Genomic DNA, 25,550 nt, shown 5'->3' with positions numbered 1-25,550 from the left:
CGGGCCTTGTAGCGTGAAAGGTCACAGATTCGCCGCGTTGTGACCTCGCGCGCTACACGGCGCACAGGGCGGCCCTGAGGGCCTCCAGGCGCGGGCGCCACAAGGGAGCCCCTTCCACGGCCAGCTCGGCCCGTGCCAACCAGGCCCGGGCTGCGTCCGTGCGCGCGGCGTGGAGGGCGCCCCGGGCGGCCTGGAGGAAGAGCTCCGCCTTCTCGTCGGGCGAGGCGTACGGGTCCGCCTCCTCCGCCAATGCGTCCCACGCTTGCGAGTCCCAGGCCGCGCCGTCCGCCTCGGCGTCGCGCACCTGAAGCTCCACCAGCCGCCGCATGACGGCGGTGGGGGGCAGCGACTCCGGCGGACAGTGGGACTCAATCCACCGGAGCTGCCGGCCGGCCTCGGCCAGGTCCCCCAGCGCCGCGCCGATGCGGGCGAGGAGCAGGGCATCCACGGGCACCGGGTGCTCGCGGAAGAAGCGGAGGCCCAGCTCGTGGACGCGGCGGGCCAGCGGCAGGGCCTCTTCCAGGCGGCCCTGCATGTAGAGCACCTCCGCGAGGTTGAAGCTGGACCAGCGCTCCACCTGGGCATGACCCAGCTCGCGGCCCAGGGCCATGGCGCGGCGCAGGTCGTCTTCCATGCGCGCCACGTCTCCCAGCCGCAGCCACAGCAGCACGCGGTTGATGAGGGTGGCGGCCAGGTGGAGCGCGTCGCCGGCCTGCTCGCACAGGCTCATGGCCTCGTCGAAGCACGAGGCGGCCTCCTCCGTCCGGTCGAGGAACGTCAGCGCCGAGCCCAGCAGGGCCCCGGCCACCACGCGCGTCTCATGGTCTCTTGCCCGCTCCCCGCCCTCCACCGCTGACGCGAGGACGCGGGCCGCGGCCGCCCACTCGCCCTGGCGCACGTGCAGCCGCCCTCGGGCCAGGGTGCAGCGCAGGGACAGGCGCGGGTCGTCCAGGTGCTCGATGCGCTCCAGCGCCTCGCGCGTGCGCTCCTCCGAGCCCTCCGTGTCCTCCATCCAGTCGCGCGCGGTGGCCTCTTCCAGGAGCAGGTCCACCGTCAGGGCCACGTCGCCCCGCGCCTCGGCCAGCGCGCGCGCGGCGGACAGGTCCGCCAGGCCCTCGCGGAAGCGCTGGAGGCGGTGCCGCACCCGCCCCCGTCCCGCCAGCGCGAGCGCCCGACGTGCGTCATCGCTCTCGGGCAGCAGCGAGAGCGCGCGCGTGTAGTGCTGCTCGGCTTCCACGGAGAGGTGGGCGCGGCGGGCGTCCTCGGCGAGCGCGAGGAAGGTGGCGGTGGCCTCCGCATGGGCGCCACAGGCCGCGGCGTGGTGCGCGCGCCGGCGGCGCTCCGCCCGACCTTCGAGGGGGGTGGCCCGGAGCGCGGCGGCGTGCAGGGCGCGGCGCGTGGGCGGTGGAAGCTGGGCCTCCAGCGCCTCACGCAGCAGCGGGTGTCGGAAGCTGAAGTGGCCGGGGCCTGCCGGCCGCAGCAGCCCCGAGCGCGCCAGGCGCTGGAGCCCGGCCCCCGCGTCCAGCGAGGCCACGCGCTCCGACGCCTCGCTGGAGTCCAGGTGCCGCAGCGCCGCATCCACCCGGGCCACGTCCACCTCCGTGCCGAGCACCGCGCACAGCTGTGCCAGGACCCGGTGCGCCTCGGGCAGTCCGGCGAGGGCGCGCGTGGCGAGGCGCTCGAAGAGGGGCGTGACGGACACGTCCAGCAGCGCGTCCGGCGCGATGTACCAGCCGCCGCCCGGAGCAGCGCGAAGCGCGCCCGCGGCCCGGAGTGCGCCGGCCAGCTCCACCAGCGACAGGGGCACGCCCTGGGCGAGCTGCTCCAGGCGCGCGAGCACCGGCTCGGGGATGTGCTCGGCGGGACGAAGCAGGCGCAGGAGGAGCGAGCGCGTCGCCTCGGGGGGTAGCGGAGGCAGCGCATGGCGGGTGACGCGGGCGCTGCGCTCGCCCAGGTGGGGACGCAGGCCCAGCAGCGCGGGGCGCGCGGCGAGGCACACCCAGAGCGGCGCCCGCGCTCCAGCCAGTGTGGCCACCTCCAGCGCGTCCAGGCTCGTGGGGTCCGCGAGGTGCCCGTCATCCACCAGCAGCACCAGGGGCAGCGCGCGGGCACGCAGGCGCAGCCCCTCCGCCACGACACGCGCGGCGGCGTGACGCGCATCGGCGAGGGGGAGTGGTACCGGAGCCGGGCCCTCCCGGCCTGGAGGCGCGGGGGACGGAATGCCCGTGGCGGCGGCCTTCAGCGCGTCCAGGAGGGACTCGTGGGAGACGGCATCAGGAGCAGGCGCGCGCAGGCGCACGACGTGGGCCCGCCCCTCCAGCTCCAGTTGGAGGGCCAGCGCCTCCAGGAGGCGGGACTTGCCGTGCCCCACCTCGCCGGTGAGGACGCACAGGCCGGGAATGCCCTCGCCGAGGCACCGGGCCGCCTCCGCGCGCAGCGTCTCCAGCACCTCCTCGCGGCCCGACAGCGGAGGGGGCTCGGACGAGGACGTGGAGCTGCCTCCGTCGTGGAGCCGCAGGCGTGCGCCTTCGGCAGCGGGCTCGATGGCTCCCGCGCCCAGGCGCGCGGCGGCCTCGGCGGTGACGCGGGCCTCGCCCGGCGAGAGGTCTCCAGGCCACCAGCTCTCCGGCGACTCGAGTGCGGCGCCCGCGACACGCGTGGTGGTGACACCGGGATACACGTACAGCTCGGTGACATGGAGGATGGTGGCCGCGCTTCGCTCCTCCATGCCCCTGCGTGCAACGGGTGTCCCCGAGCGAAGGCCCTGCTCGGCGGATGGGGCGGTGGCGGGGGTCCCCTCTTCCATGAGTCGCCGTGCAACGTGCGCGGCCGCCCGCAGGTTCGCCTCGGCGGAGAGCGACTCTGAGAAGGCAACGATGTAGCCCTCCGCGCGGACGCGCGCGAGCGTGCCGCCGTGAGGCTCGATGGCCGCCAGCAGCGCGTCCACCGGCAGCGCCGCGCGGACACCGAGCAGGGCCACGGGCCTGACACCTGGGCCCGACGACACGACCACCGAGGCCACGGCGGCGTGCCTCGGCGATGGCGCCTCCTGAAGGCACGCAGCATCGAACGCCGTGAGCACGTCGGCGGCCCGCGCGAAGCGCTCCGTGGGCGACTTGGCCAGGCACCGCAGCAACACGTCGTCGAGCGCCGCCGGCAGGCTCGCGCGCTCCGACACCCGCGGGGGACGGAGACTCACATGCGCGTGGCGGATCTCCTCCGAGCCCCCGGTGAAGGGCGGTGCGCCGGTGAGCAGCTCGAAGAGGAGGATGCCGAGCGCGTAGATGTCCGCGGCCGTCCCTGCCTCGCTCGCATCGAGGCACTGCTCAGGTGCCATGTAGAGCGTCGTGCCCAGCCGCTGTCCCACGGGGGTGAAGCCCGGAGCCGCCGGCGCCGGCCCATCACCGGACTCCCCCAGAAAGCGCGCGAGGCCGAGGTCGAGCAGGCTGAGCGCGCCGCCCTCGCGCAAGAAGACGTTCTCCGGCTTGAGGTCGCGATGGGCCAGGCCCGCGGCGTGGACGCGCTCCACGGAGGCGCACAGGCCGCTGAGCAGCTCGCGCACGCGAGGCACGGAAGCGGCCCCGGTGCCCGGGAGCGAGGCCATCCACGCGGCGAGGGTCTGCCCATGCAGGCGCTCCAGCACGAGGAAGGGGTGGCCTCGGGCGATGCCATGCTGGAGCAGCTCAGGCGTGGTGGGCGGGCCCACGCGCCGCAGCGCGGCGGCCTCGCGGGCGAAGCGCTCGTGGTGGGCACCGAGCCCCACCTTGAGAGCCGCCTCGCGCCCATCCTCCTCGCGGTACGCGGTGAAGACATGGGAGAAGCCCCCCGTGCCGAGCAGGGCCGCACGGCTCCACCCGGGCACCTCCGGGAGCACTGGCGGCTCGACGTCGGGGCCAGGCTGGGGCCGCTGGGTATGCACGGGACACGCCGCGCCGGTGGCGAGGCGGCGGTGGCAGACCGGACAGCGCATGGGAGGACACCGACGTTACCAGAGCGCCTGCCCCAGGACGATGGCCACCCCCACCAGGCCCTCCCCGGCGATGAGGCCGGCGGCCAGCGTCACCACCCGGCCCTCCGAGTCCGGCCGCAGGCGCCTCGCCACCGCCGCGCCCAGCGCACCGAGGAAGAGTCCGAGCGCAGTGGACGCGGGCAGCAGGCAGGCCAGGCCCAGGCCCAGAGGGGACGGTACCCACCGGCGGGCCCGCTCCGGCAGCAGGCGCTCCGCCAGCGTGAGCACGGCGGCGACCAGGGCAGCCCATCCCACGGCGGCACGGGTGGCGGGCTCCAGGGTGGAGAGCCCCGCGGACAGCACCTTCGCCATGCCGGCGGTGATGGCGGCGGCGGGCGCGGGGAAGCGCTCCCCGCCCAGGGCGGAGCTGTCCGGCACGAGGAGATAGAAGAGCGGCACCACGGCGGCGGCCCCCACCGCGGAGCCGAACAGCTGCGCGAGGAACAGTCGCCGCGGGTTGGCGCCGAGCAGGTGTCCCGTCTTCAGGTCACTGAGGAGGTCCGCGGCGGAGGAGGCCGCGTTGACGGTGATGCCGGAGGTGGCGATGTTGGCCGTGACGTTGCGAGGCAGCAGCACGCCGAAGGAGACCTGCGTCACCTGCCCGAGCGCCCCCACGGGGTTGGCATCCGTCTCACCGGTGACGCGGCAGGCGATGAGGCAGAGGACGAAGGAGAGCGCCACCGCGAGCGCGGCGTGAGGCACGGACACGCCGAAGCCCACGTGCGCAACGGCGAGGGTGGCCGGAGTCAGCACGGCCAGTCCCGCGAGCAGCCAGCGCCGCGGCACCTGCAATGCGTCCACCGGGTGGGGCGGTGAAGCGCGGCGTGAGACGAGCCCCCGCAGCGCGCGGCCCAGCACGCGGCCCTGCAGCGCGAAGTGCAGCAGCGAGGCGGTGGTGAGCGCGGCGGCCCCGGGCCAGAGGCTCCACCCGAGGAAGTCCACGTAGCTTCCCTCGGCGGGGACGAGCCCGGCGGCGAACACGCGCGGCGCGACGAGGCCGTGGATGAGCACCGCGCCCAGCAACCAAGAGGCGGTGAGGCGGAGCCCGAGCAGCGCGCCCGCGCCCACGGGAAGCAGGCTCGTCTCCAGCGCGAAGCCCAGGCGCTCCAGGGGCATGCCGCCGAGCGCCCCGGGAAAGGGAAAGGCGTACGGAAGGCGCCCGAGTCCCTCGCGGGTGGCGGTGACGAGTCCTGCCACGAGCCCGCCCAGGCCGAGCATGCGCAGGCGCGGCCGGGCCTCGCTGCCGGTGGCGTGCAGCGCGCGAATGGTGGCGGCGGCGGCGGTGCCGGTGGCAAAGGGAAGCTGCTCGTGGTCCACGAGCCGGCGCTTCAAGGGCACGGCGAAGAAGACGCCGAGCGCTGACAGCAGGAAGGTCCACGCCAGCAGCGCCCAACCCGGAGGGTGGCTCCCGGTGGTGAGCAGCCACGCGCCCTGCACGGAGACGAGGGCGCCTCCCGTGGCATAACCGGCGGAGGAGGCCACGGCCTGCGCGCTGCACGTCTCCAGGGGAGACAGCGGCGTGCCCGAGACACCGGGAGCGACGCGGCGCAGGGCCCCGTGCGTCGCGTGCGCCAGCAGCGCGGCGGTGATGGCGACGGGGAAGGCCATGGACGTCTTCAGCCCGGCGTAGAGGTTGGTGGCGCAGGTGATGGCGCCGATGACGCTGCCCATCAGCACGGCGCGCACGGTGAACTGGGGGAGCCGGTCGCCCTGGTACACCTCGCGCAGCCAGTAGCTATCCGCGTCCTCGGGCGTGTCGCCGGGGATGCTCAGCAGCGACAGGGAGGCGGGCGTCGGGGCCGCATCCTGGGGAGTGGGGCTTGGGGCGGGCTGGGCGGCGGCCATGGGCCCATCCTTCCACTCCGCGCCCCCCGGGTACGAGCCCCCTCCCCGTCCAGCCGGTCGGCACCCTGCCCACCCTCCGGGAGCGCACCCAACACCCCGCCGAGGAGGCGATGCCGTCAGGACATGGTGGGCCTCCGATACTGCCACGCAGACAGCGTCCTCGCGCGCGTCACCCCCGAGTAGTCCCGCGACTCGGAGCCGCCCGCCTCCCTCACCGGGACGTGGGCGGCCGCTGGGGAAGCACCGCGGCCAGTTCCTCCACGCGCGGCAGTCCCTCCACCGCGCCGAGCCGCCCCACCACCCGGGCGCCCACCTCGCACGCGAAGGTGGCCAGGGCCGCGAGCTCCTCCCGCGTGGCGTTCTCCGACAGGGCCCGAGCGCCGCCGTACCACCGCGCCAGCCCGTGCAGCATGCCGGCCACGAAGCCGTCTCCCGCGCCGGTGGTGTCCACCACCGGCACGCGTGGCGCGGGCACGTGGACGCGCTCGCCCTTCCACAGCAGCACCGCACCCCGCTCGCCCAGCGTCACCACCGGCAGGAGCACGCCCATGGCGGAGAGCCGCGCCAGCGCTTCCTCCGGCACCTGCGTCTCCGTGACGTAGCCCAGCTCCTCCTCGGAGAGCTTCACCACGGTGCACAGCGGCAGCATGCGCGCCAGCAGCCCCTTCAGCGCGCTCGGGTCCTCCCACGCGTGCAGGCGCAGGTTGGGGTCACAGCTCACGATGCGGTCCGCGCCGCGCGCCAGCTCCAGCATCCGCACGGTGGCGTCGCGCGCCTCCTGCCGGTGCAGCGAGTTGGAGCCGCAGTGCACCACCTTCGCCCGCAGCAGGAAGCCCGGGTCCACGTCGGCCTCGCCCAGGAGGAACTCCGCCGAGCGCGTCCGGAAGAAGGTGAACGTCCGCTCGCCGCGCGCATCCAGCGAGATGAACACCAGCCCGGTGCGGGCCTCGGCGGTCTGCCGCAGGTGGCTCACGTCCACCCCTTCCGCCGCCAGGCGCTCGCGCAGGAAGTGGCCGAACTCGTCCGCGCCCACCACGCCCACCATCGCCGAGCGCAGCCCCAGCCGTGCCACGCCCACCGCGACGTTGGCGGGCGAGCCGCCCGTGCACGGATGCCACGCGGGCACGTCACGCACGCGCTGCCCCGGCGCCGACGGCAGGAAGTCCACCAGCGTCTCGCCGAAGCACACCACGTCCAGCGGGGACTCCGTCATGACGCTCCTTCCATGGGGCCGGCCGCGACGGGCCCGCGTGCGCCGTCAGTCCAGGCCGACCTGGGCCATGAAGTCCACGCTCTTGAGGCGCCGGCCCAGGTGGTGCGAGATGAAGACGTTCAGCAGCCCCCGCGCCCGCGCACGGAGGTCTGCGGGCAGCGGCGTGCGGTGCCCCTCCTGCAGCGCGCGCAGGCCGGACAGCAGCGCCACCGGCACCGCCACCGACTCACGTGCGCGGCCGCCGCAGGGCTCGCACACCGCGCCGCCGTGGGCCTGGTCGAAGCGGGGCCGCTCGCCCGGCGCCCCACCACACAGCGAGCACGTGTCGAAGCGCGGCATCAGCCCCGCGTGTGCCAGCGCCGACAGCTCGAAGGCCAGCAGCGACGTGGGCCCGGCCTCCTTCGCGTCCAGCCGCTCCAGGTACTCCGTCAGCAGCAGGAACAGCTCCGGGTGCGGCTCGTGCTCGCGCGTCAGCTCCCGGCACAGCTCCACCGCGTACAGCGCCCGGGCAATGAGGGACAGGTCCTCGCGCGCGCCGTAGTAGCCCGCGAGGATGTCCGCCGAGTCCATCCGGACGGTGGAGCCCCGCGTCTCGACGATGCTCACGCGCAGCCGCATGAACGGCTCCAGCGCGCCGGCGAAGCGCCGCTTGCTCTTGCGGGCTCCAGCAGCGAAGGCCGTCAGCTTCCCATGCTCGCGCGTCAACAGGGTGACGAGCCGGTCGGACTCGCCGTAGTCCATCGTCGAGAGCACGAGCGCGTCGTCGTCGTAACGCTCCATGAGGAGGATTCAACCCGCGAGCGGCGAGGGAAGCTTCCCGCTCAGCACGAGGAACAGGTACACGCCCAGCAGCAGGGCCACCAGCAGCACGGACAACCCCACGTAGGCCCGCTTGCGCCGCTCCCGCTCGAGCTGCACCGGCGAGGGCGCCGGCACCGACTTGTCCACCTCTTCGTAGCGCAGCACGGCCTCTTCGGGAGACATGCCGATGACCTGCGCATACGCCTTGATGTAGTTCACCACGAAGATGCGCGAGGGCAGCCGCTCCACCTGCCCGGCCTCCAGCGCCGCGACGAGGGTGGGGGGAATCTTCGTCTCCCGCGCGACGTCATCGCGCGAGAGCCCCCGGAGCTCTCTCTGCTGGCTGAGGTATTTGCCGAATTCGACGTGGTCCACGGTGCGTCCAGATAGCCAACCGGCTAGAGCTTTTCCAGCAACCTCCGGCAGTCATCCTTCAGGGCATGTTCAGCAGGCTTCGCTTTGGCCTCGCAGCTCTCGAAGGCCTGCTTCGCCGCGTCCACCTGGCCCAGCTTCGCCTGGCACACGCCCTCGCGCATGTACGCCTCCGCCACATTCGCGCAGTTCTCCCGGAAACGGGTGAACTGCCGGCACGCGTCGTCCAGGCGGCCCGTCTCGTCGTAGATGATTCCCAGGTTGCGGTAACCCAGGCAGAAGCCGGGGTTCGTCGTGACGGACGCCTTGAGGCTCTGCAGCGCGCGCTCCGTCTCGCCCTTCTTGTACAGCGCCCAGCCCAGGTTGCTCTGCGCGATGTAGGGCGTCGGGTAGAGCATGTCGTTGAGGACCAGCTCGTACAGCTTGATGGCCTCGTCATAGCGGCCCTGGTCCAGGTGCACGTTGGCCAGGTTGGTGCGCGCCTCGGAGAACGTGGGACGGACCTTGAGGGCGTGCTCGTAGTGCTTCACGGCCTCGTCCGGACGGCGGAAGGCCAGGTGCAGCAGGATGCCCATCGCATTGTGGGCCTCCGGGTAGTCCGGGTCGTTCTCGAGTGACTTCTGCAGCTCCTGCAGCGCGTCCTGCATGTGGCCGTGCTGCTGCGCCTGGAGGGCCAGGTCGTAGTGGATCTCCGCGCTGCGTTTCTCCTTCTCCGACGGAGTGTGGGCACAGCCGGCGGACATCAGCAGGAGCACGAGCGAGCAGGACGCGGAGGCAAGGCGGGACATGGGGGCGGTTCTCGGCGGGAGGAAGGTGCGACGGCGACTCAGAAGGCGGCCAGGAAGCGGCCGAGGGTGGTGGTGACGTTCTTCTTCTCCTCGGCGCGCGCCACCACGGCGGGCACGAGCTTCGGGTCCTTGAAGAACACGGGCAGCGCCTTGAGCCACTCGTCCTGCTGCGCGGGGGGCGCGGCGCGCCAGTTGGCGTCGTCCATCATGAACCCGAGCGACTCCACGAAGGCCAGGGCGTCGCCCTCGTCCTCGCGGTACTCGTCCGCCGTCATGTTGCGACGGCCGGAGAGGTACACCGCGCAGTCCTCCGCCTCGGCCAGGTAGAGATACACGAAGACAGCCGCGCCCTGCCCTCCGCGGATGCCCACCACGAACGCCTGCGCCGGCCCGGCCTGCTTGCCGGGGATGGCCACGTGCGGCGTGTTGAGGGAGGTGTGCAGCGCGAGGATCTGCTCCCGGGTGGCCGGCAGGCCGCGGTAGCGCTCGTCGAGGTTGAACACGGTCTTCTCTCCGTTACCCCAGGCCCCCGCCCCGTCAGCGCGTGGTGAGGGTGAATTCCTTCGTGGCGTCCTGCGAGTCCGCCGCCGTCGTCTGGAAGCGGATGAGGGGGTTGTCGATCATCACATTGCCCCCGCCCTCGTTGCCCTCGCCGATGATGACCCGGAACACGTGGTTGGGCGAATTGCTGCGCCGGCTTCCGCCCACCAGCTTCCGGGCAATCAGCGTCACCGTGTTCGCCCCGGGGTGAAGGTGACGCGTGATGTCGGCGACCACCTGGTCCTCGTTGCCCCGCAGCTTCCGGAGCCACGTGGAGTTGACGAAGACGTCGATGTCGTAGTCCGTCATCCCCGGCACCGTCTGCTCCGTCACCAGCCAGTAACGCTGGGTGATGCGCCCCGGCACCGCGGGCGCCTGGGCCGGAGCGCCCGGAGCCGGGGCCTGCGCGACGGGCGCCGCCGGAGCCCCCGCCACGGGCGCGGCGGCCGGGGCCTGCGCAACGGGCGCCTGGGCCGTGGGGGCCTGCGTGGGAGCCGCCACCGGGGCCGCCGCGGACGGCGTCACCGTGGAGACCCGCGCCGCATAGCCGGGTGCATCGATGTGGATGTTGCCGGCCTCGTCGATGCGGACGGTGGCCTTCTCGAACTTCTGGTTGGTGACGCCGTCGATCTTCACGCCATTGAGGAAGACGGAGCCGGCGAGGGCCCCGACGGGGACCAGGGCCAGCATGGCGGCGAGAGCGGCGCTCGAAGTGAGGCGATTCATGCGGGTCTCTCCTGGGAATCTCCAACAGTCCCGGGCACTTGCAACGCTTAGCGCACCCCGGGGGACGGGACAAGGCGCGCGTGTCCCCGGTTGGAGCGGCCGAGCCGCCTGGAGATTCACCCGGCGTTCAGGGGACCGGCTCGGGAGGCACCTCGCGCTTGGCCAGCGCCCAGTCGCCCCCCAGGCCGTGACCCTCGCGGAAACGCCGGAAGTCCCGCTTCACCGCGCGAGGGTAGCGCCGGAACCGCTCCAGCTCCCCCTGCTTCATCGCGTTGCGGATGCGGGTGGGGCCGGCGTTGTAGGCCATCAGGGCCAGCTCCAGGTCCCCCCCGAAGCGCTCCTGGAGGTTGTGCAGGTAGCGGATGCCCAGCCGCACGCAGAGTGCGGGGTCCGCCGTCACCTCCTCGCGGGACAGGCGCAGGCCCTGCTTCTCCGCCAGGAAGTGGAGCGTGCTGGGCTTGATCTGCATCAGCCCCCGCGCGCCCTTCTCGGAGACGGCCTCCTCCTCGAAGTCCGACTCCACGTCGATGATGGCCAGGATCAGCAGCGGATCATACCCCGTGCTCCGGGCCTCCTCCGCGATGGCCTGACCGAGCTGCCGGCGCAGGGTGAGGCCCAGGTCCGGGGCCCGCCGTGCCAGCACCGCGTCGATGAGGGCCGCCTCGGGGGACGTATGCTCCGCCGCCACCACCTCCGGCACCACCGGCTGCGCGGGGCGCTGGTCCAGCAGCGGCACCAGCCGCGCGGACATGACGAGCGCGACCCCCGCCAGGAGCGGGAGCCGGGAGCAGCCGGAGCTGAGGGCGTGGAGATGCTCGAAGAGACGCGTACCGAAGGACCTCCCGCCCGTGGGGGCGGGGACCTTCACTTGCGCTGCTCCAGCTCCTGGATGCGCTCGGCGAGCCGATCCAACCGGGTGCCGAACGAGGCCAGCTCCTCACGGCGGGGCAGCTTCAGCCGCGTCAGGGCCAAGCGCACGCGCTCCTCCACGTTGTGCTCCAGGTCCTTGCGGTGGCCCGCCAGCCGCTCGGTGAACTCCCGCGCCTGGCGCTTCACTTCCTCCTGGCTCCAGCCCGCCACCGCGGCGACGCGCTGCACGGCGCGGGAGGCTTCCTCCTCCGCCGTGTTCACCGCCAGCAGGGCCTGGCTCCAGAGACGCTCGAACGTCTCCGCGACGGGGTGCTTCTCTCGGGGGGCCTCGGGCTTGCTGTCCATGAAGTCTCTCCGGGAGGGTATGCCGCCGGGCCGCCAGGCCCGGAAAGGTCGAGGGACGACCGAAGTAAGCACACCCCCGACGTGAAGGGAACGACGGCGAGCCCCTCCCCCCTCCACGAGTCCACTCGTGGAAAGGGAAGGTGACACGCTCCGTCAACTACCTGCTACCGCCTCGCACTTCAGGCGCGGGGCGACGACGAGTTGCTGCTGGCCGGCTTGGAGCCGCTCACCCGGCGCACGGGCTTGAGCAGCGCGTCCACCTTGCGGGACAGCTTCGCCAGCTCCTTGTTGAGGTCCTTGAGCTGCGCCTGGCTGGCGACGCCCACCGCCTCGACGACCTTCGTCTGCACGGCGTCCAGCCGCTTGCGCAGCTCGGTGCCCGCCGCGTCCACCTTCTTGCCCAGCTCCTTCACCCGCGGGTCCGCCAGCAGCTCTCCGGCCTGCAGCTTGCCCCACAGCGCCTGGGCCTCCTTCGCCGCCTCCTGGCCGCGGCTCTCCAGCGTCTTCACCACCTTCTGGGCCTCACCCTCCAGCTCCTCGATGCGCTTCTGCGCCTGGGCCAGCTGGGTCTTCAGGAAGACTTCGACGTTCTGCGCCAGCCCGTTCTTGCCGGCCTCGGTCGCCGTCTCGGCCTTGCTGGCCTCGACCTGCTCGGTGGTGTCCGCCTTCGTGCCCTGGGTCTCGTTCTTCGCGCTCATCGCATTTCCCCTTTTCCCGGCGCTGCCGGGCGGTAGCCAACTGCGTCACGTCGTCAGTCGTCCACTGATAACGCAGCGCGCCATGCCGGTCAAGCCAACTGGAGTACAGAAACGCGGATAACCGGACAAAAGCAAACCGCCGCCCCGGTGAAGTCACCGGAGGCGGCGGCTGGCTACAGCGTCAGGCCCGGACGGGGGCCGGTGCGGAACTCAGGCCGCGCCGGTCGTCTGGGTGCCTTCCGGGCGGGAGGGCGGCGGGGAGAGGGGGCCGTCGCCATGAGTGGCGGCCAGGGCGGCCTCCATCTCGTTGACCTCGTCGGTCGGGCTCTCCACCTCGATGTCGAGGTGCTTGTAGTTCGGCAGGCCCGTGCCGGCGGGGATGAGCCGGCCCATGATGACGTTCTCCTTGAGGCCGCGCAGGTAGTCCACCTTGCCGTTGATGGCGGCCTCGGTGAGCACCTTGGTGGTCTCCTGGAAGGAGGACGCCGAGATGAACGACTCGGTGGAGAGCGACGCCTTGGTGATGCCGAGCAGCAGCGGCTCGCCCACGGCGGGACGCTTGCCCTCGGCCATGACCTTCTCGTTCTCCTCCTCGAACACCCACTTCTCGACCTGCTCGTCGACGAGGAAGTTGGTGTCGCCCACATCGGTGACGCGCACCCGGCGCAGCATCTGCCGGACGATGGTCTCGATGTGCTTGTCGTTGATCTTCACGCCCTGGAGCCGGTAGACCTCCTGCACCTCGTCCACCAGGTAGCGGGCCAGCTCCTTCTCGCCGAGCACCTTGAGGATGTCGTGCGGGTTGGCCGCGCCGTCCATCATCGCCTCGCCGGCCTTCACGCGGTCGCCGGAGTGGACGCTGATGTTCTTGCCCTTGGAGATGAGGTACTCCTTGGCCAGGTCGGTGCGCTGCTCGCCATTCACCTCGGGGGTGATGATGAGCTTGCGCTTGCCCTTGGTGTCCTTGCCGAACGACACCACGCCGTCGATTTCGGCAATCGCCGCCGCGTCCTTCGGCTTGCGCGCCTCGAAGAGCTCGGCCACGCGGGGCAGACCGCCCGTGATGTCCTTGGTCTTCGTCGTCTCGCGCGGCACCTTGGCGATGACCTCGCCCGGGTGGATTTCATCACCGTCGTTGACGGTGATGATGGAGCCCTGCGGCAGGAAGTAGCTCGCCGGGTTGCGGGAGCTGGGCAGGTCCTTCACGTTGCCATTGGCATCGCGGATGGTGACGCGCGGGCGCGCCTCCGGGTCCTTGGACTCGATGACCGTCTTGCGCGACAGGCCGGTGACCTCGTCCAGCGTCTCGGACATGGTCACGCCTTCGATGATGTCCTCGTACCGCACGACACCACCGACCTCGGTGAGCAGCGGAATGGCGAACGGGTCCCACTCGGCCAGGAGCGTGCCAGCCTCGATGCGCTGGGTCTCCTTCACGAGGATGCGGGCGCCGTAGATGACCTGGTAGCGCTCGCGCTCGCGGCCCGAGTCGTCCACCACGACGAGCTCGCCGTTGCGGTTCATGGCCACCAGCGTGCCGTCCGTCTTCTGCACGGTGCTGAGGGCCGCGAACTTCACGGTACCCGCGTAGCGGTTCTCCAGGCTGGACTGCTCCGCGCGCCGCGTCGCCGCACCACCGATGTGGAAGGTGCGCATCGTGAGCTGGGTACCCGGCTCGCCGATGGACTGCGCCGCGATGACGCCGACCGCCTCACCCACGGACACCTTGCGGCCGCGGGCCAGGTCACGGCCGTAGCACTCCACGCAGATGCCGCGCTTGGCCTGGCACGTGAGCACCGAGCGGATCTTCACCTTGTCCAGACCGCTGTTCTCGATCTTCCGGACGCGCTCCTCGTCGATCTCCTCGTTCGCGCGCACCAGCACGTCGCCGGTGACGGGGTCGAGGATGTCGTCCAGGGCCACGCGGCCGAGGATGCGCTCGCCGAGCGGCTCGATGATTTCGCCGCCCTCCACCAGGGCGCCGATGAACAGGCCGTCCATGGTGCCGCAGTCGTACTCGTTGATGATGGCGTCCTGCGCCACGTCGACGAGACGGCGGGTGAGGTAGCCGGAGTTGGCCGTCTTGAGCGCCGTGTCCGCCAGACCCTTGCGGGCGCCGTGCGTGGAGATGAAGTACTGGAGCACGGAGAGGCCTTCACGGAAGTTGGCCGTGATGGGCGTCTCGATGATTTCGCCGGACGGCTTCGCCATCAGGCCGCGCATACCCGCCAGCTGGCGGATCTGCTGGGCGCTACCACGCGCGCCCGAGTCGGCCATGATGTAGATGGGGTTGAAGGACGGCTGCTTGCGCGTCTCCTTCTTCCCGTCGCGGTCGCCCGTCGTCTCCTCGCCGGAGATCTGCTGCATCATCTCCTGCGCGACCTTCTCCGTCACCTCGGCCCAGATATCGATGACCTTGTTGTAGCGCTCACCATCGGTGATGAGGCCCTCGAGGTACTGGTTCTCGATCTCGGACACTTCCTTCCGCGCGAAGTCCAGGAACTCCTGCTTCTTCGCGGGGATGATCATGTCCTTCAGCGCGATGGAGATACCGGCGCGCGTCGCGTTGGTGTAGCCGAGGCTGCGGATGCGGTCCGCGAGCAGCACCGTCTCCTTCTCGCCGGTGAGGCGGTAGCAGAGGTCGATGAGGCCGCCGAGCGACTTCTTGTCGAGCACCTTGTTGATGGCGTCGAAGCCCACGCGGCGCGGCACCACCTCCCAGAGCAGGACGCGGCCGACGGTGGTCTCCTTGCGCTTGCCGTCGATGCGGCAGACGACCTTGGCCTGCAGGTGCACCTCGCCGTGGTCATACGCGGCGCGCACCTCGTCCGGGGACGAGAAGATGCGGCCCTCGCCGTTGGCGAACTCGCGGGCGCGGGTCATGTAGTAGATGCCGAGCACCATGTCCTGCGTCGGGACGATGATGGGCTTGCCGTTCGCGGGGCTGAGGATGTTGTTCGTCGACATCATCAGCACGCGGGCCTCCATCTGAGCCTCGATGGAGAGCGGCACGTGCACGGCCATCTGGTCGCCGTCGAAGTCGGCGTTGAAGGCGGCGCACACCAGCGGGTGCAGCTGGATGGCCTTGCCTTCAATCAGCACGGGCTCGAAGGCCTGCATGCCCAGGCGGTGCAGCGTGGGCGCGCGGTTGAGGAGCACCGGGTGCTCGCGGATGACGTCCTCGAGGATGTCCCAGACCTCGGGACGCTCCTTCTCCACCATCTTCTTCGCGGACTTGATGGTGGTGACGTAGCCCTTCTCTTCGAGCTTGTTGTAGATGAACGGCTTGAACAGCTCGAGCGCCATGATCTTCGGCAGGCCGCACTGGTGCAGGCGCAGCTCGGGACCCACGACGATGACGGAGCGGCCCGAGTAGTCCACGCGCTTGCCGAGCAGGTTCTGACGGAACCGGCCCTGCTTGCCCTTGAGCATGTCGGAGAGCGACTTGAGCGGCCGCTTGTTGGGGCCCGTAATCGTCTTCCCGCGGCGGCCGTTGTCGAACAGCGCGTCCACGGCCTCCTGCAGCATCCGCTTCTCGTTGCGGATGATGATGTCCGGAGCGTTGAGCTCCTGGAGGCGCTTGAGGCGGTTGTTGCGGTTGATGACGCGGCGGTACAGGTCGTTCAGGTCGGAGGTCGCGAAGCGGCCGCCGTCCAGGGGCACGAGGGGACGCAGGTCCGGCGGAATCACCGGAATCACGTCCAGCATCATCCACTCGGGCTTGTTGCCGGAGACGCGGAACGCCTCGGCCACCTTCAGGCGCTTGGCGTACTTCTTCCGCTTCGCCTCGCTGGAGGTCTCCCGCATGTCCTTGCGGAGCTCCTCGGAGAGCTTCTCCACGTCCAGCGACTTGAGCATCTCGCGGACGGCCTCGCCGCCCATGCCCGTGGTGAAGGAGTCCTCACCGTGCTCCTGGAAGAGCCGGTGCATCTTCTCCTCGCTGATGAGCTCGCCCTTCTGCAGCGGCGTCGCCTTCGGGTCGAGGACGATGTAGCTCTCGCAGTAGAGGACCTTCTCCAGCTCCTTCAGGGTGATGTCGAGCAGGTTGCCGATGCGGCTCGGCAGCGACTTGAGGAACCAGATGTGGGCCACGGGCGTGGCCAGGGTGATGTGGCCCAGGCGCTCACGGCGCACCTTGGACTGGATGACCTCCACGCCGCACTTCTCGCACACCACGCCACGGTGCTTCATGCGCTTGTACTTGCCGCAGTTGCACTCGTAGTCCTTCACGGGCCCGAAGATGCGGGCGCAGAACAGGCCGTCACGCTCGGGCTTGAACGTGCGGTAGTTGATCGTCTCGGGCTTCTTCACCTCGCCATGGGACCACTGGCGGATCTTGTCGGGCGACGCCAGCGCGATGCGGATGGCGTTGAACGACAGCGGGTCCTTGGGCTTCTCGAAGAAGTTGAAAATGTCCTTCACGTTGCCTCCGAAATCTCGTTGGGCCGCCCCCATTGGGGCTGCCAGCTGATTCGGGCCCCCGCCCCGGACCCGGCCGCGCCCTCCCCTCTCTTGCGAGCCAGGGGAGGCGGGCGGCCGGTCAGGCGGGCGCTCCGGCTAAATCAGGCCTCGGTCCCCGTCTTGCGCTCCTCGCCGTCACCGCCGCCGAGGAAGTCGCCTCCGAAGCTGCGCTGCCGCTCCGGCGGAGCGCTCTCCAGCAGCTCCACGTCGAGCGCCAGGGACTGGAGCTCCTTGAGCAGCACGTTGAACGACTCGGGCAGGCCGCTCTCCAGGACGTTGTCGCCCTTGACGATGGCCTCGTACATGCGCGTGCGGCCCACCACGTCGTCCGACTTGACGGTGAGGAACTCCTGCAGCGTGTACGCCGCGCCGTAGGCCTCCATCGCCCAGACTTCCATCTCGCCCAGACGCTGGCCGCCGAACTGGGCCTTGCCGCCCAGGGGCTGCTGCGTGACGAGCGAGTAGGGTCCAATCGACCGGGCGTGGATCTTCTCGTCCACCAGGTGGTGCAGCTTCAGCATGTACATGACGCCCACGGTGACGTTCTGGTCGAACGGCTCACCGGTGCGCCCGTCGAAGAGCACCATCTGGCCGGTGCGCGGCAGGTGGCCCTCGTCCAGCAGCTTGTGGATCTCCAGCTCGTGGGCGCCGTCGAACACCGGCGTGGCCACGTGGATGCCGCGCTTGGAGCGGCGGCACAGCTGGACGATCTCCTCGTCGGTGAGGCTGTCGAGGAACTCGCCGAACTTCGGGTCGTCGTAGATGACCTTGAGCCGCTCCTTGATGGCCGCGGAGCTCCAGTTGGCCTCCACGTACTGCTGGAGCGCCTCGCCGGTGCCCTTGGCCGCCCAGCCCAGGTGCGTCTCGAGGATCTGCCCGATGTTCATGCGGCTGGGAACGCCGAGGGGGTTGAGGACGATGTCCACCGGACGCCCGTCCTCCAGGTACGGCATGTCCTCCTCGGGGAGGATGCGGGACACGACGCCCTTGTTTCCGTGGCGGCCGGCCATCTTGTCGCCCACGGCCAGCTTGCGCTTGATGGCGACGTACACCTTCACCATCTTGATGACGCCCGGCGGCAGCTCGTCGCCCTTCTTGATGCGGGCAATCTTCTCGCCGAAGGCGAGCTTCACGGCCTCCTTCGTCTCCTCCAGGTTGCGGAGGATGTCGCGCAGGCGGGCGTCGATGGCGTCGCCCACGGAGATCTCACCCCAGTACTTGTAGGGCACCGTGGCCAGCAGCTCGTCGTTGAGGATGTCCCCCTTCTTCAGGAGGATCTTCCCCTTGTCGTCCACGAGCTTGCCCTGGGCCTCCTTGCCGCGCAGCAGCGCGCGGATGCGGCCGAAGGCGCTGTCCTGGAGGACCTTGATCTCGTCGTTCTGGTCCTTGAGGAGCTTGGCCTCCTCCATCGACTCGATCTGCTTGGCGCGCTCGTCCTTCTCCACGCCCTTGCGGCTGAACACCTTGGCGTTGATGACGGTGCCCACCACGCCCGGCGGCACGCGCAGGGAGCTGTCACGCACGTCGCCGGCCTTCTCGCCGAAGATGGCGCGCAGCAGCTTCTCTTCGGGAGACAGCTGCGTCTCGCCCTTCGGGGTGATCTTGCCCACCAGCACGTCGCCGGGCTTCACCTCGGCGCCGATGCGGATGATGCCGCTCTCGTCGAGGTCCTTGAGGGCCTCCTCACCCACGTTCGGGATGTCGCGGGTGATCTCCTCCTTGCCCAGCTTGGTGTCGCGCGCGATGCACTCGAACTCCTCGATGTGGATCGACGTGAAGACGTCGTCCTTGAGGATGCGCTCGCTGATGAGGATGGAGTCCTCGAAGTTGTAGCCCTGCCACGGCATGAACGCGACGACCACGTTCTGCCCCAGCGCCAGCTCACCCGTCTCGGTGGCCGGGCCGTCGGCGATGACGTCACCCTTCCTCACCTTGTCGCCCTTGCTGACGATGGGCTTCTGGTTGAGGCAGGTGTTCTGGTTGGAGCGCTGGTACTTGAGCAGGTTGTAGATGTCGACCTCGCTCGTCACGTCGCTCAGGCTGGCCGGCACGTCCGCCTTCACCACGATGCGGCCGGCGTCCACGCTCTCCACCGTGCCGTCGCGGCGCGCCACGCACGTCACGCCGGAGTCGCGCGCGACGATGGCCTCGATGCCCGTGCCCACCAGCGGGGCCGCGGTGCGCAGCAGGGGCACCGCCTGGCGCTGCATGTTGGAGCCCATGAGCGCGCGGTTGGCGTCGTCGTTCTCCAGGAACGGGATGAGCGACGCGGCCACCGACACCAGCTGGTTCGGGGACACGTCCATCAGGTCCACGTCCTCGGCGCGAGCCTGGACGAACTCACCCCCGCGGCGGCTGGACACCAGCGCGTTGGCGAACTTGCCCTTCTTGTCCGTCTCGGCGTTCGCCTGGGCGATGGTGTGCTTCTCCTCCTCGAGCGCCGAGTAGAAGGCCACGTCCGTCGTCACGATGCCCGCTTCCACCTTGCGGTACGGCGTCTCCACGAAGCCGAACTCGTTGACGCGCGCGTAGGTGGACAGCGACGCGATGAGGCCGATGTTCGGGCCTTCCGGCGTCTCAATCGGGCAGATGCGGCCGTAGTGCGTCGGGTGCACGTCGCGCACCTCGAAGCCCGCGCGCTCGCGGGTGAGGCCGCCGGGCCCGAGGGCGGACAGGCGCCGCTTGTGGGTGACCTCGGACAGGGGGTTCGTCTGGTCCATGAACTGCGACAGCTGGCTGGACCCGAAGAACTCCTTGATGACCGCCGTGACGGGCTTGGCGTTGATGAGGTCGTGCGGCATGAGCGTCTCGATCTCCTGGAGGCTCATGCGCTCCTTGATCGCCCGCTCCATGCGCACTAGGCCGATGCGGTACTGGTTCTCCAGCAGCTCGCCCACCGCGCGGACGCGGCGGTTGCCCAGGTGGTCGATGTCGTCGATGGTCCCCTTGCCGTTCTTCAGGTCGATCAGGTAGCGGATCACCTCGAGGATGTCCCGCTTCGTGAGGATCTGCCCGTCGAGCGGCTCCTCGAGGCCGAACTTGAAGTTCAGCTTGAGGCGGCCGACCTTGGACAGGTCGTAGCGCTCGGGGTTGAAGAACAGGTTGGTGAACAGGTTGATGGCCGTCTCGGGCGTCGGCGGATCGCCAGGACGCAGACGGCGGTAGATCTCCATGATGGACTGCTCGGGCGTCTCGAGCTTGTCCAGCATGAGCGTCTCACGCAGGTAGGGACCCACGTTGAGGTTGTCGATGAAGAGGACCTTGAACTCCTTGATGCCGCGCTTGAGGAGCTCGTCGACCTTGTCCTGGGAGACCTCCTCGTTGCACTCGAGGATGACCTCGCCGGTGTTCTCGTCCACCACGTCGTAGGCGGACACCTTGGTGAAGAGCTCGTCCGCGTCGATGGGCAGCGTCTTCATCTTCGCCGCTTCGAGCTTCTTGATGGCGGCGCGGGTGAACTTGCGGTTCTTCTTGACGATGAGCTCGCCCGTCTTCGTCTTGATGTCACGGGTGGCGCGCTGGCCGGGCAGCAGCTCCAGCTCGACGCTCTTCTCGAAGTCCTGCGCGCTCTGGAGGTAGATGGTCTCCGTCGCGTAGTAGTAGTTGAGGATCTCCTCGGTGGAGCCCTTGAACTCGAGCGGGTTCTTCTTCGCGGTGTCGCTGACGGCGCCCAGGGCGCGGATGAGCACGGTGGCCGGCAGCTTGCGGCGCCGGTCGATGCGCACGTACAGCAGGTCCTTGTGGTCGAACTCGAAGTCGATCCACGAACCGCGGTAGGGGATGATGCGGGCGTTGTAGAGCAGCTTGCCGGACGAGTGGCTCTTGCCCTTGTCGTGGTCGAAGAAGGCACCCGGGCTGCGGTGCAGCTGGCTGACGACCACGCGCTCCGTGCCGTTGATGATGAAGGTGCCGTTCTGGGTCATCAGCGGGATTTCCCCGAAGTAGACCTCCTGCTCCTTCACGTCACGGATGGACTGGGCGCCCGTCTCCTCGTCCTTGTCCCACACGACCAGGCGGACGACGACCTTGATGGGTGCCGAGTAGGTCATGCCACGCTGGTGGCACTCATCGACGTCGTACTTCGGACGCTCCAGGTGGTAGCTGACGAACTCCAGCGACGACGTCTCGTTGAAGTCGCGGATGGGGAAGACCGACTTGAAGACACCCTGAAGGCCGAGATCCTCACGCTTCTCAGGGGCGATGTCCGCCTGGAGGAACTTCTCGTAAGACTGCTTCTGGATGTTGATAAGATTGGGAATGTCGATGATCTTCGCGATCTTCGCGAAGGTCTTCCGCACGCGGAAATTGTTCTGGATCTGCGTCGGCATTCTGGCTCCGGTGACGACTGCTCGGGCGGGCAAACTTCAGTAACGCGCGGCGGCGCCGGGAAATTTGTAACTGTCAAATGGGCAAAGCCGGCACCCCCTCGCTGGGAGCGCCGGCCTGCTCATCCGGTCAGGTGGCTGCCTGTAAATTCCCGGAAAACCGGGCAGCCCCTGTAGGCGTTACTTGACTTCGACGGTGGCGCCAGCCGCGGTGAGCTGGTCCTTGATCTTCTTGGCGTCGTCCTTGTTGACGCCTTCCTTGACGTTCTTCGGGGCGCCCTCGACCAGGTCCTTGGCCTCCTTCAGGCCCAGGCCGGTGATGGCGCGGATCTCCTTGATGACGTTGATCTTGTTGGCGCCGGCGTTGGCCAGCACCACCGTGAACTCCGTCTTCTCCTCGGCGGGAGCGGCGGCGGCGGCGGCCGGGCCAGCGGCCACGGCAACAGCGGCGGCGGAGACGCCCCACTTGGACTCGAGCTGCTTCACCAGCTCCGCCGCCTCCATGACGGTCAGCGAGGAGAGCTGGTCAACGATCGCATTCAGGTCAGCCATTGAACTGTGTCCTTCTGGTATCGACTAACGGCCGACTTCCCCTCTGGGGAGGTGCGGCCGAAGGGGTTTGGAAAGCAATGCTTCTCGGATGAATCAGGGAAACTACCCCTGGGACTTGTCCGCGTGGGCCTGGAGGACCCGCGCGAGCTGGGAACCCGGGGCGGCAATCGTCCGGACCAGCTTGCCTGCGGGCTGGTTCAGCATGCCCAGCAGCTGCGCCCGGAGCTCCGGCAGACCCGGCAGCTTCGCCAGGGCCTTCACACCGTTGACGTCGACCTTGCGGCCTTCGACGACGGCGGCGCGGATCTTGATCTTGTCCTCGAGGTCCTTCGTGAACTCGGTCAGGATCTTCGCCGGGGCCACCACATCGCCGTAGCTGATGCACAGGGCCACGGGACCCGTGAAGTCATCAGCGATGACCGACACGGACGTGCCCTGCGCCGCACGGCGCGCCAGCGTGTTCTTGATGACCCTGTACTCGACGCCGCCCTCACGGAACTTCTTGCGCAGCTTCGTCACCGTCTCCACGTCCACCTTGGAGAACTCGGCGACGACGGCCGACTTGGTCCGCGCGAACTTCTCGTGGAGCTCCTTGATCATCTCTTCCTTCTCGCTCTTCAGCACTTTGACTCACCTCCTTACTGGCCCGCCGTTTCCGACGGGCGTGATGCCTGGGCCAAAGTGGCAGAGCGAGAGGAGCCTCCGAGAGGCACCACACCGCACCCTCAGTCTCGGCAGGGCTGACCTTACGGTCGTTTGAACCCGGGGTTGAAAGAACGGCCCGACCGGTTGCCCGGTTCCCAACGGGACACGTCCCCTCTTCCCCTGGTCCCTGCTGTCATGAACCAGGTCGGAACACCCCGTCTCGCGACGTGGCGCTCCAATTGCAAAGCCGGGGGCCTATACCCCCGGCTTCAGCAAATATCCAGAACTTTCGAACCTGTGACGTCCGGCAGGCGACGGGCCTGACGCCCCCCTCAGGGGTGCCACACCCGCCTGCCCCCCGGGGAGGCCTACCGGTGGCGCGCCAGGATTTCCGTGGTGTCGAGCTTGATGCCCGGCCCCATGGTCGTCGAGATGGCGATGCCCTTCAGGTAGACGCCCTTGGCGGTGGCCGGCTTGAGCTTCATCACCAGGTCCACCAGCGCGTTGAAGTTGGCCTCGAGCTTGTCCGTCTCGAAGGAGGACTTGCCCATCTTCGCGTGGACGATGCCGGCCTTCTCGGCGCGGAAGTCGACCTTACCGCCCTTGGCGTCGCGGATGGCCTTGGCGACGTCCATGGTGACGGTGCCGACCTTCGGGTTCGGCATCAGGCCGCGGGGGCCGAGCACCTTACCGAGGCGACCGACGACACCCATCATGTCCGGGGTGGCGATGACGGTGTCGAAGTCGAGGAAGCCCTCCTCGATGCGCTTCTGGAGGTCCTCGGCGCCGACGATGTCCGCGCCGGCGTTGCTGGCCTCCGTCGCGCGCTCGCCCTTGGCGAACACGGCCACGCGCACGGTGGCGCCGGTGCCGTGCGGGAGCACCACGGCGCCACGGACCATCTGGTCCGCGTGCTTCGGGTCCACGCCCAGGTTGATGGCGACATCCACCGTCTGGTCGTACTTGGAGGCGCGTGCCTCCACCGTCTTCTTCAGGAGGGCGAAGCCCTCGGAGATCGGATAGCGCTTCTCGCGGTCCACCAGGGCGGAGGCCGCACGGAACTTCTTCCCATTCTGAGCCATGACAGAAATCCTTGTCGTGAGTGGGTGGGCGGCGGCCTAGCCGACGACGTCAATGCCCATGGAGCGCGCGGTGCCGGCAATGGTGTTCATGCAGGCCTCGAGCGACGCGGCGGTGGTGTCCTGGATCTTCTTCTTCGCGATGTCCTCGAGCTGGGCGCGGGTGATCTGCCCGACCTTCTCCTTGCCCGGCTTCTTCGCGCCCGAACCCTTCTTCTTCTCGGTGTGCAGCCCCGCCGCCTTCTTGATGAGGATGGCGGCCGGCGGCGTCTTCAGGATGAAGGTGAAGGAGCGGTCGGCATACACGGTGATGATCACCGGGATGATGAGCCCTTCCTTGGCCTCGGCCTGCGTCTTCGCGTTGAACTGCTTGCAGAACTCCATGATGTTCACGCCCTGCTGACCGAGCGCGGGGCCGATCGGCGGAGCGGGGTTCGCCTTGCCGGCGGGAATCTGCAGCTTGACCTGTCCTGTGACCTTCTTCATCGGCTGACGACTGCCTTTCGAGGGGGTGGTTCCGACGGGCCGCCAGACGGGGAGGCCCTCCCACCCATGGGTCCGGGCCCATGTCGAGCCCGGAATACACGAACGCCGCGCACCCCTTTACAGGAGCGCACGGCGAAAGAACAACGGACTAGCCGGTGGTCTTCTCCACCTGCATGAAGTCCAGCTCCACGGGGGTGGCGCGGCCGAAGATGCTCACGAGCACCTTCACCCGGCCCTTCTCCGCGTTGACCTCCTCCACCGTGCCGTTGAAGTTGGCGAACGGGCCGTCGATGACGCGCACCGTGTCACCCTCGTCGAACTGCACCTTGGGCTTGGGCTTGAGCGTGCCCTCGGAGATCTGCGAGGTCAGCCGGGCCACCTCCTGGTCGGAGATGGGCAGCGGATTCTGGTGCTGCGCCGTGCCCGGGAAGCCGGTGATCTTCGGCGTGTTCTTCACCAGGTGGAGCGTCCGGTCGTTCAGCTCCATCTGCACGAAGATGTAGCCGGGGAAGAACTTGCGGCGGGAGGTCTTCTTCTCGCCCTTCACCATCTCGACGACCTGTTCCATGGGAATCAGGATTTCGCCGAACTGGTCCTGGAGGCCCTCGAGACGAACCTTCTCCTCCAGGCTCTTCTTCGCCTGGTTCTCGAAGTTCGAGTAGGTATGGACCACGTACCATTTCATCGCCATTACAGCTTCCCCCACACGGCCGGCAGCCACTCCACCATCAAGTTGTAGGCGACGGTATCGATGAAGAAGAGCAGCACCGCGGCGACGAGCGAGGCGACGACCACGGCCATGGTCGACGTCCGGGTCTCCTGCCAGGTAGGCCAGGTGACCTTCATCATCTCCGAGGCCACTTCGATGGAGAGCGAGTGGGTGCGCGGGTGGAGATAGGTCGCCAGGGCCAGTCCCACGGCGAGCAGGTAGCCCACCAGCGTGGACACCTTCCAGTCCAGGCCGTCGATGAGGACCGGGTCGCTCCAGCCGAACCGCGCCCACAGCACCCCGAAGACCCGCTCCATGAAGAGGGCCAGGATGATGCCGGCGAGGAGATAGAAGATGACCACGAGCCGCTTCGGGTCGATCGCCGAACGGTTAGCCTGCTGGCTGGCCTCTGATGCCGTCGCCATGGTGCCTCACGGGGGTACTACGGATGCGAAAATGTGGGACAGCGAAAACACAGGAACCCCCGGTACCTCCAGGTACCGGGGGCCCCGCTCCCACTGAGAGTTGGCAGGCCAGGAGGGATTCGAACCCCCAACACGCGGATTTGGAGACCGCTGCTCTACCGTTGGAGCTACTGGCCTAGAACCCTGGAACTACAGACCTAGACCTTGCCTTCCTTGTGGTCCTGATGCTTGCGGCACCGAGGGCAGAACTTGCTCAGCTCGAGCTTGTCCTGGCTCTTCCGCTTGTTCTTCGTGGTCGTGTAGTTCCGCTCCTTGCACACGGTGCACTCAAGCGAAATGATGGAACGATTGCCCTTCGGCATGACCTACCTCACCAGATACGAGAGGGGAAGGCTACCACGAAGGAGCCCTCCCCTCGGAATCGGGAATGTTGAGCCTGGCAACCCGAAGGCCGCCCAGGCAAGTTACTCGATGATCTCGGCCACGACGCCGGCGCCAACCGTACGGCCACCCTCGCGGACGGCGAAACGGAGTTCCTTCTCCATGGCCACCGGGGTGATGAGCTCCACCTCGATGGCGATGTTGTCGCCCGGCATCACCATCTCGACGTTGTCCGGCAGCTTCACCGTGCCCGTCACGTCCGTGGTGCGGAAGTAGAACT

General features: G+C 69.1%; 21 protein-coding genes and 1 tRNA gene. All 22 read right to left on the bottom strand.

Annotated features, from left to right (window positions below; all coding sequences use genetic code 11):
- Positions 1–52: 52 nt before the first annotated feature.
- Positions 53–3,970, bottom strand: a complete 3,918-nt coding sequence (locus LXT23_RS47185) for a serine/threonine-protein kinase (RefSeq protein ID WP_253987117.1) — start codon at positions 3,968–3,970, stop codon at positions 53–55.
- A 15-nt stretch (positions 3,971–3,985) separates the two neighbouring features.
- The gene (locus LXT23_RS47180; protein WP_253987116.1) at positions 3,986–5,854 is read right to left on the bottom strand and encodes an OPT family oligopeptide transporter; all 1,869 of its coding nucleotides are present in this window, start codon (positions 5,852–5,854) and stop codon (positions 3,986–3,988) included.
- 211 nt (positions 5,855–6,065) lie between these two features.
- The gene (locus LXT23_RS47175) at positions 6,066–7,067 is read right to left on the bottom strand and encodes a carbohydrate kinase family protein (RefSeq protein ID WP_253987115.1); all 1,002 of its coding nucleotides are present in this window, start codon (positions 7,065–7,067) and stop codon (positions 6,066–6,068) included.
- Positions 7,068–7,112: 45 nt separating this feature from the next.
- Positions 7,113–7,847: a DNA repair protein RecO gene (gene recO, locus LXT23_RS47170; protein WP_253987114.1), complete on the bottom strand. Its 735-nt coding sequence runs from the start codon at positions 7,845–7,847 to the stop codon at positions 7,113–7,115.
- 9 nt (positions 7,848–7,856) lie between these two features.
- Complete coding sequence (locus tag LXT23_RS47165; protein ID WP_253987113.1) at positions 7,857–8,243, bottom strand: helix-turn-helix domain-containing protein; 387 nt, start codon at positions 8,241–8,243, stop codon at positions 7,857–7,859.
- A gap of 23 nt (positions 8,244–8,266) precedes the next feature.
- Complete coding sequence (gene tgl, locus LXT23_RS47160; RefSeq protein ID WP_253987112.1) at positions 8,267–9,028, bottom strand: social motility TPR repeat lipoprotein Tgl; 762 nt, start codon at positions 9,026–9,028, stop codon at positions 8,267–8,269.
- A 38-nt stretch (positions 9,029–9,066) separates the two neighbouring features.
- Positions 9,067–9,531 (bottom strand): social motility and stimulation tgl protein, encoded by a 465-nt coding sequence (locus LXT23_RS47155; protein ID WP_253987111.1) that lies wholly within the window; start codon positions 9,529–9,531, stop codon positions 9,067–9,069.
- A 34-nt stretch (positions 9,532–9,565) separates the two neighbouring features.
- Positions 9,566–10,294 carry a hypothetical protein gene (locus LXT23_RS47150; protein WP_253987110.1) on the bottom strand — a complete coding sequence of 243 codons (729 nt, stop codon included), beginning with the start codon at positions 10,292–10,294 and terminating at the stop codon, positions 9,566–9,568.
- Positions 10,295–10,421: 127 nt separating this feature from the next.
- Positions 10,422–11,162: a lytic transglycosylase domain-containing protein gene (locus LXT23_RS47145; RefSeq protein ID WP_253987109.1), complete on the bottom strand. Its 741-nt coding sequence runs from the start codon at positions 11,160–11,162 to the stop codon at positions 10,422–10,424.
- Positions 11,159–11,509 (bottom strand): phasin family protein, encoded by a 351-nt coding sequence (locus tag LXT23_RS47140; protein ID WP_253987108.1) that lies wholly within the window; start codon positions 11,507–11,509, stop codon positions 11,159–11,161. The genes LXT23_RS47145 and LXT23_RS47140 overlap by 4 nt, the downstream gene beginning before the upstream one ends.
- Positions 11,510–11,688: 179 nt before the next feature.
- Positions 11,689–12,207, bottom strand: coding sequence for a hypothetical protein (locus tag LXT23_RS47135; protein WP_253987107.1), 519 nt, complete (start codon positions 12,205–12,207; stop codon positions 11,689–11,691).
- 210 nt (positions 12,208–12,417) lie between these two features.
- A complete protein-coding gene (rpoC, locus tag LXT23_RS47130; protein WP_253987106.1) occupies positions 12,418–16,629 on the bottom strand; it encodes a DNA-directed RNA polymerase subunit beta' in 4,212 nt (1,403 codons plus the stop codon).
- Between the two features lie 140 nt (positions 16,630–16,769).
- Complete coding sequence (gene rpoB, locus LXT23_RS47125) at positions 16,770–20,996, bottom strand: DNA-directed RNA polymerase subunit beta (RefSeq protein ID WP_253987105.1); 4,227 nt, start codon at positions 20,994–20,996, stop codon at positions 16,770–16,772.
- Between the two features lie 177 nt (positions 20,997–21,173).
- On the bottom strand, positions 21,174–21,545 hold the full coding sequence (gene rplL / locus LXT23_RS47120) for a 50S ribosomal protein L7/L12 (protein WP_253987104.1): 372 nt from the start codon (positions 21,543–21,545) through the stop codon (positions 21,174–21,176).
- A 102-nt stretch (positions 21,546–21,647) separates the two neighbouring features.
- Positions 21,648–22,169, bottom strand: a complete 522-nt coding sequence (gene rplJ, locus LXT23_RS47115; protein ID WP_253987103.1) for a 50S ribosomal protein L10 — start codon at positions 22,167–22,169, stop codon at positions 21,648–21,650.
- A 389-nt stretch (positions 22,170–22,558) separates the two neighbouring features.
- Positions 22,559–23,272 (bottom strand): 50S ribosomal protein L1, encoded by a 714-nt coding sequence (rplA, locus tag LXT23_RS47110; protein ID WP_253987102.1) that lies wholly within the window; start codon positions 23,270–23,272, stop codon positions 22,559–22,561.
- A 36-nt stretch (positions 23,273–23,308) separates the two neighbouring features.
- Positions 23,309–23,755 carry a 50S ribosomal protein L11 gene (rplK, locus tag LXT23_RS47105; RefSeq protein ID WP_253987101.1) on the bottom strand — a complete coding sequence of 149 codons (447 nt, stop codon included), beginning with the start codon at positions 23,753–23,755 and terminating at the stop codon, positions 23,309–23,311.
- 148 nt (positions 23,756–23,903) lie between these two features.
- Positions 23,904–24,446 carry a transcription termination/antitermination protein NusG gene (gene nusG, locus LXT23_RS47100; RefSeq protein WP_164016741.1) on the bottom strand — a complete coding sequence of 181 codons (543 nt, stop codon included), beginning with the start codon at positions 24,444–24,446 and terminating at the stop codon, positions 23,904–23,906.
- Complete coding sequence (gene secE, locus LXT23_RS47095; protein ID WP_253987100.1) at positions 24,446–24,889, bottom strand: preprotein translocase subunit SecE; 444 nt, start codon at positions 24,887–24,889, stop codon at positions 24,446–24,448. Before secE ends, nusG begins: the two co-directional genes overlap by 1 nt.
- A 101-nt stretch (positions 24,890–24,990) precedes the next feature.
- Positions 24,991–25,066, bottom strand: a tRNA-Trp gene (locus tag LXT23_RS47090).
- Between the two features lie 20 nt (positions 25,067–25,086).
- On the bottom strand, positions 25,087–25,251 hold the full coding sequence (gene rpmG / locus LXT23_RS47085) for a 50S ribosomal protein L33 (RefSeq protein ID WP_011553120.1): 165 nt from the start codon (positions 25,249–25,251) through the stop codon (positions 25,087–25,089).
- A 102-nt stretch (positions 25,252–25,353) separates the two neighbouring features.
- On the bottom strand, positions 25,354–25,550 hold a 197-nt coding region (locus LXT23_RS47080; protein ID WP_456107037.1), incomplete at its 5' end, for an EF-Tu C-terminal domain-related protein.

The sequence above is a fragment of the Pyxidicoccus xibeiensis genome, assembly GCF_024198175.1.
GTDB lineage: Bacteria > Myxococcota > Myxococcia > Myxococcales > Myxococcaceae > Myxococcus > Myxococcus xibeiensis.
The sequence above is the reverse complement of the archived record's forward strand: the minus strand, read 5'-3'. Positions and strand labels throughout refer to the sequence as shown.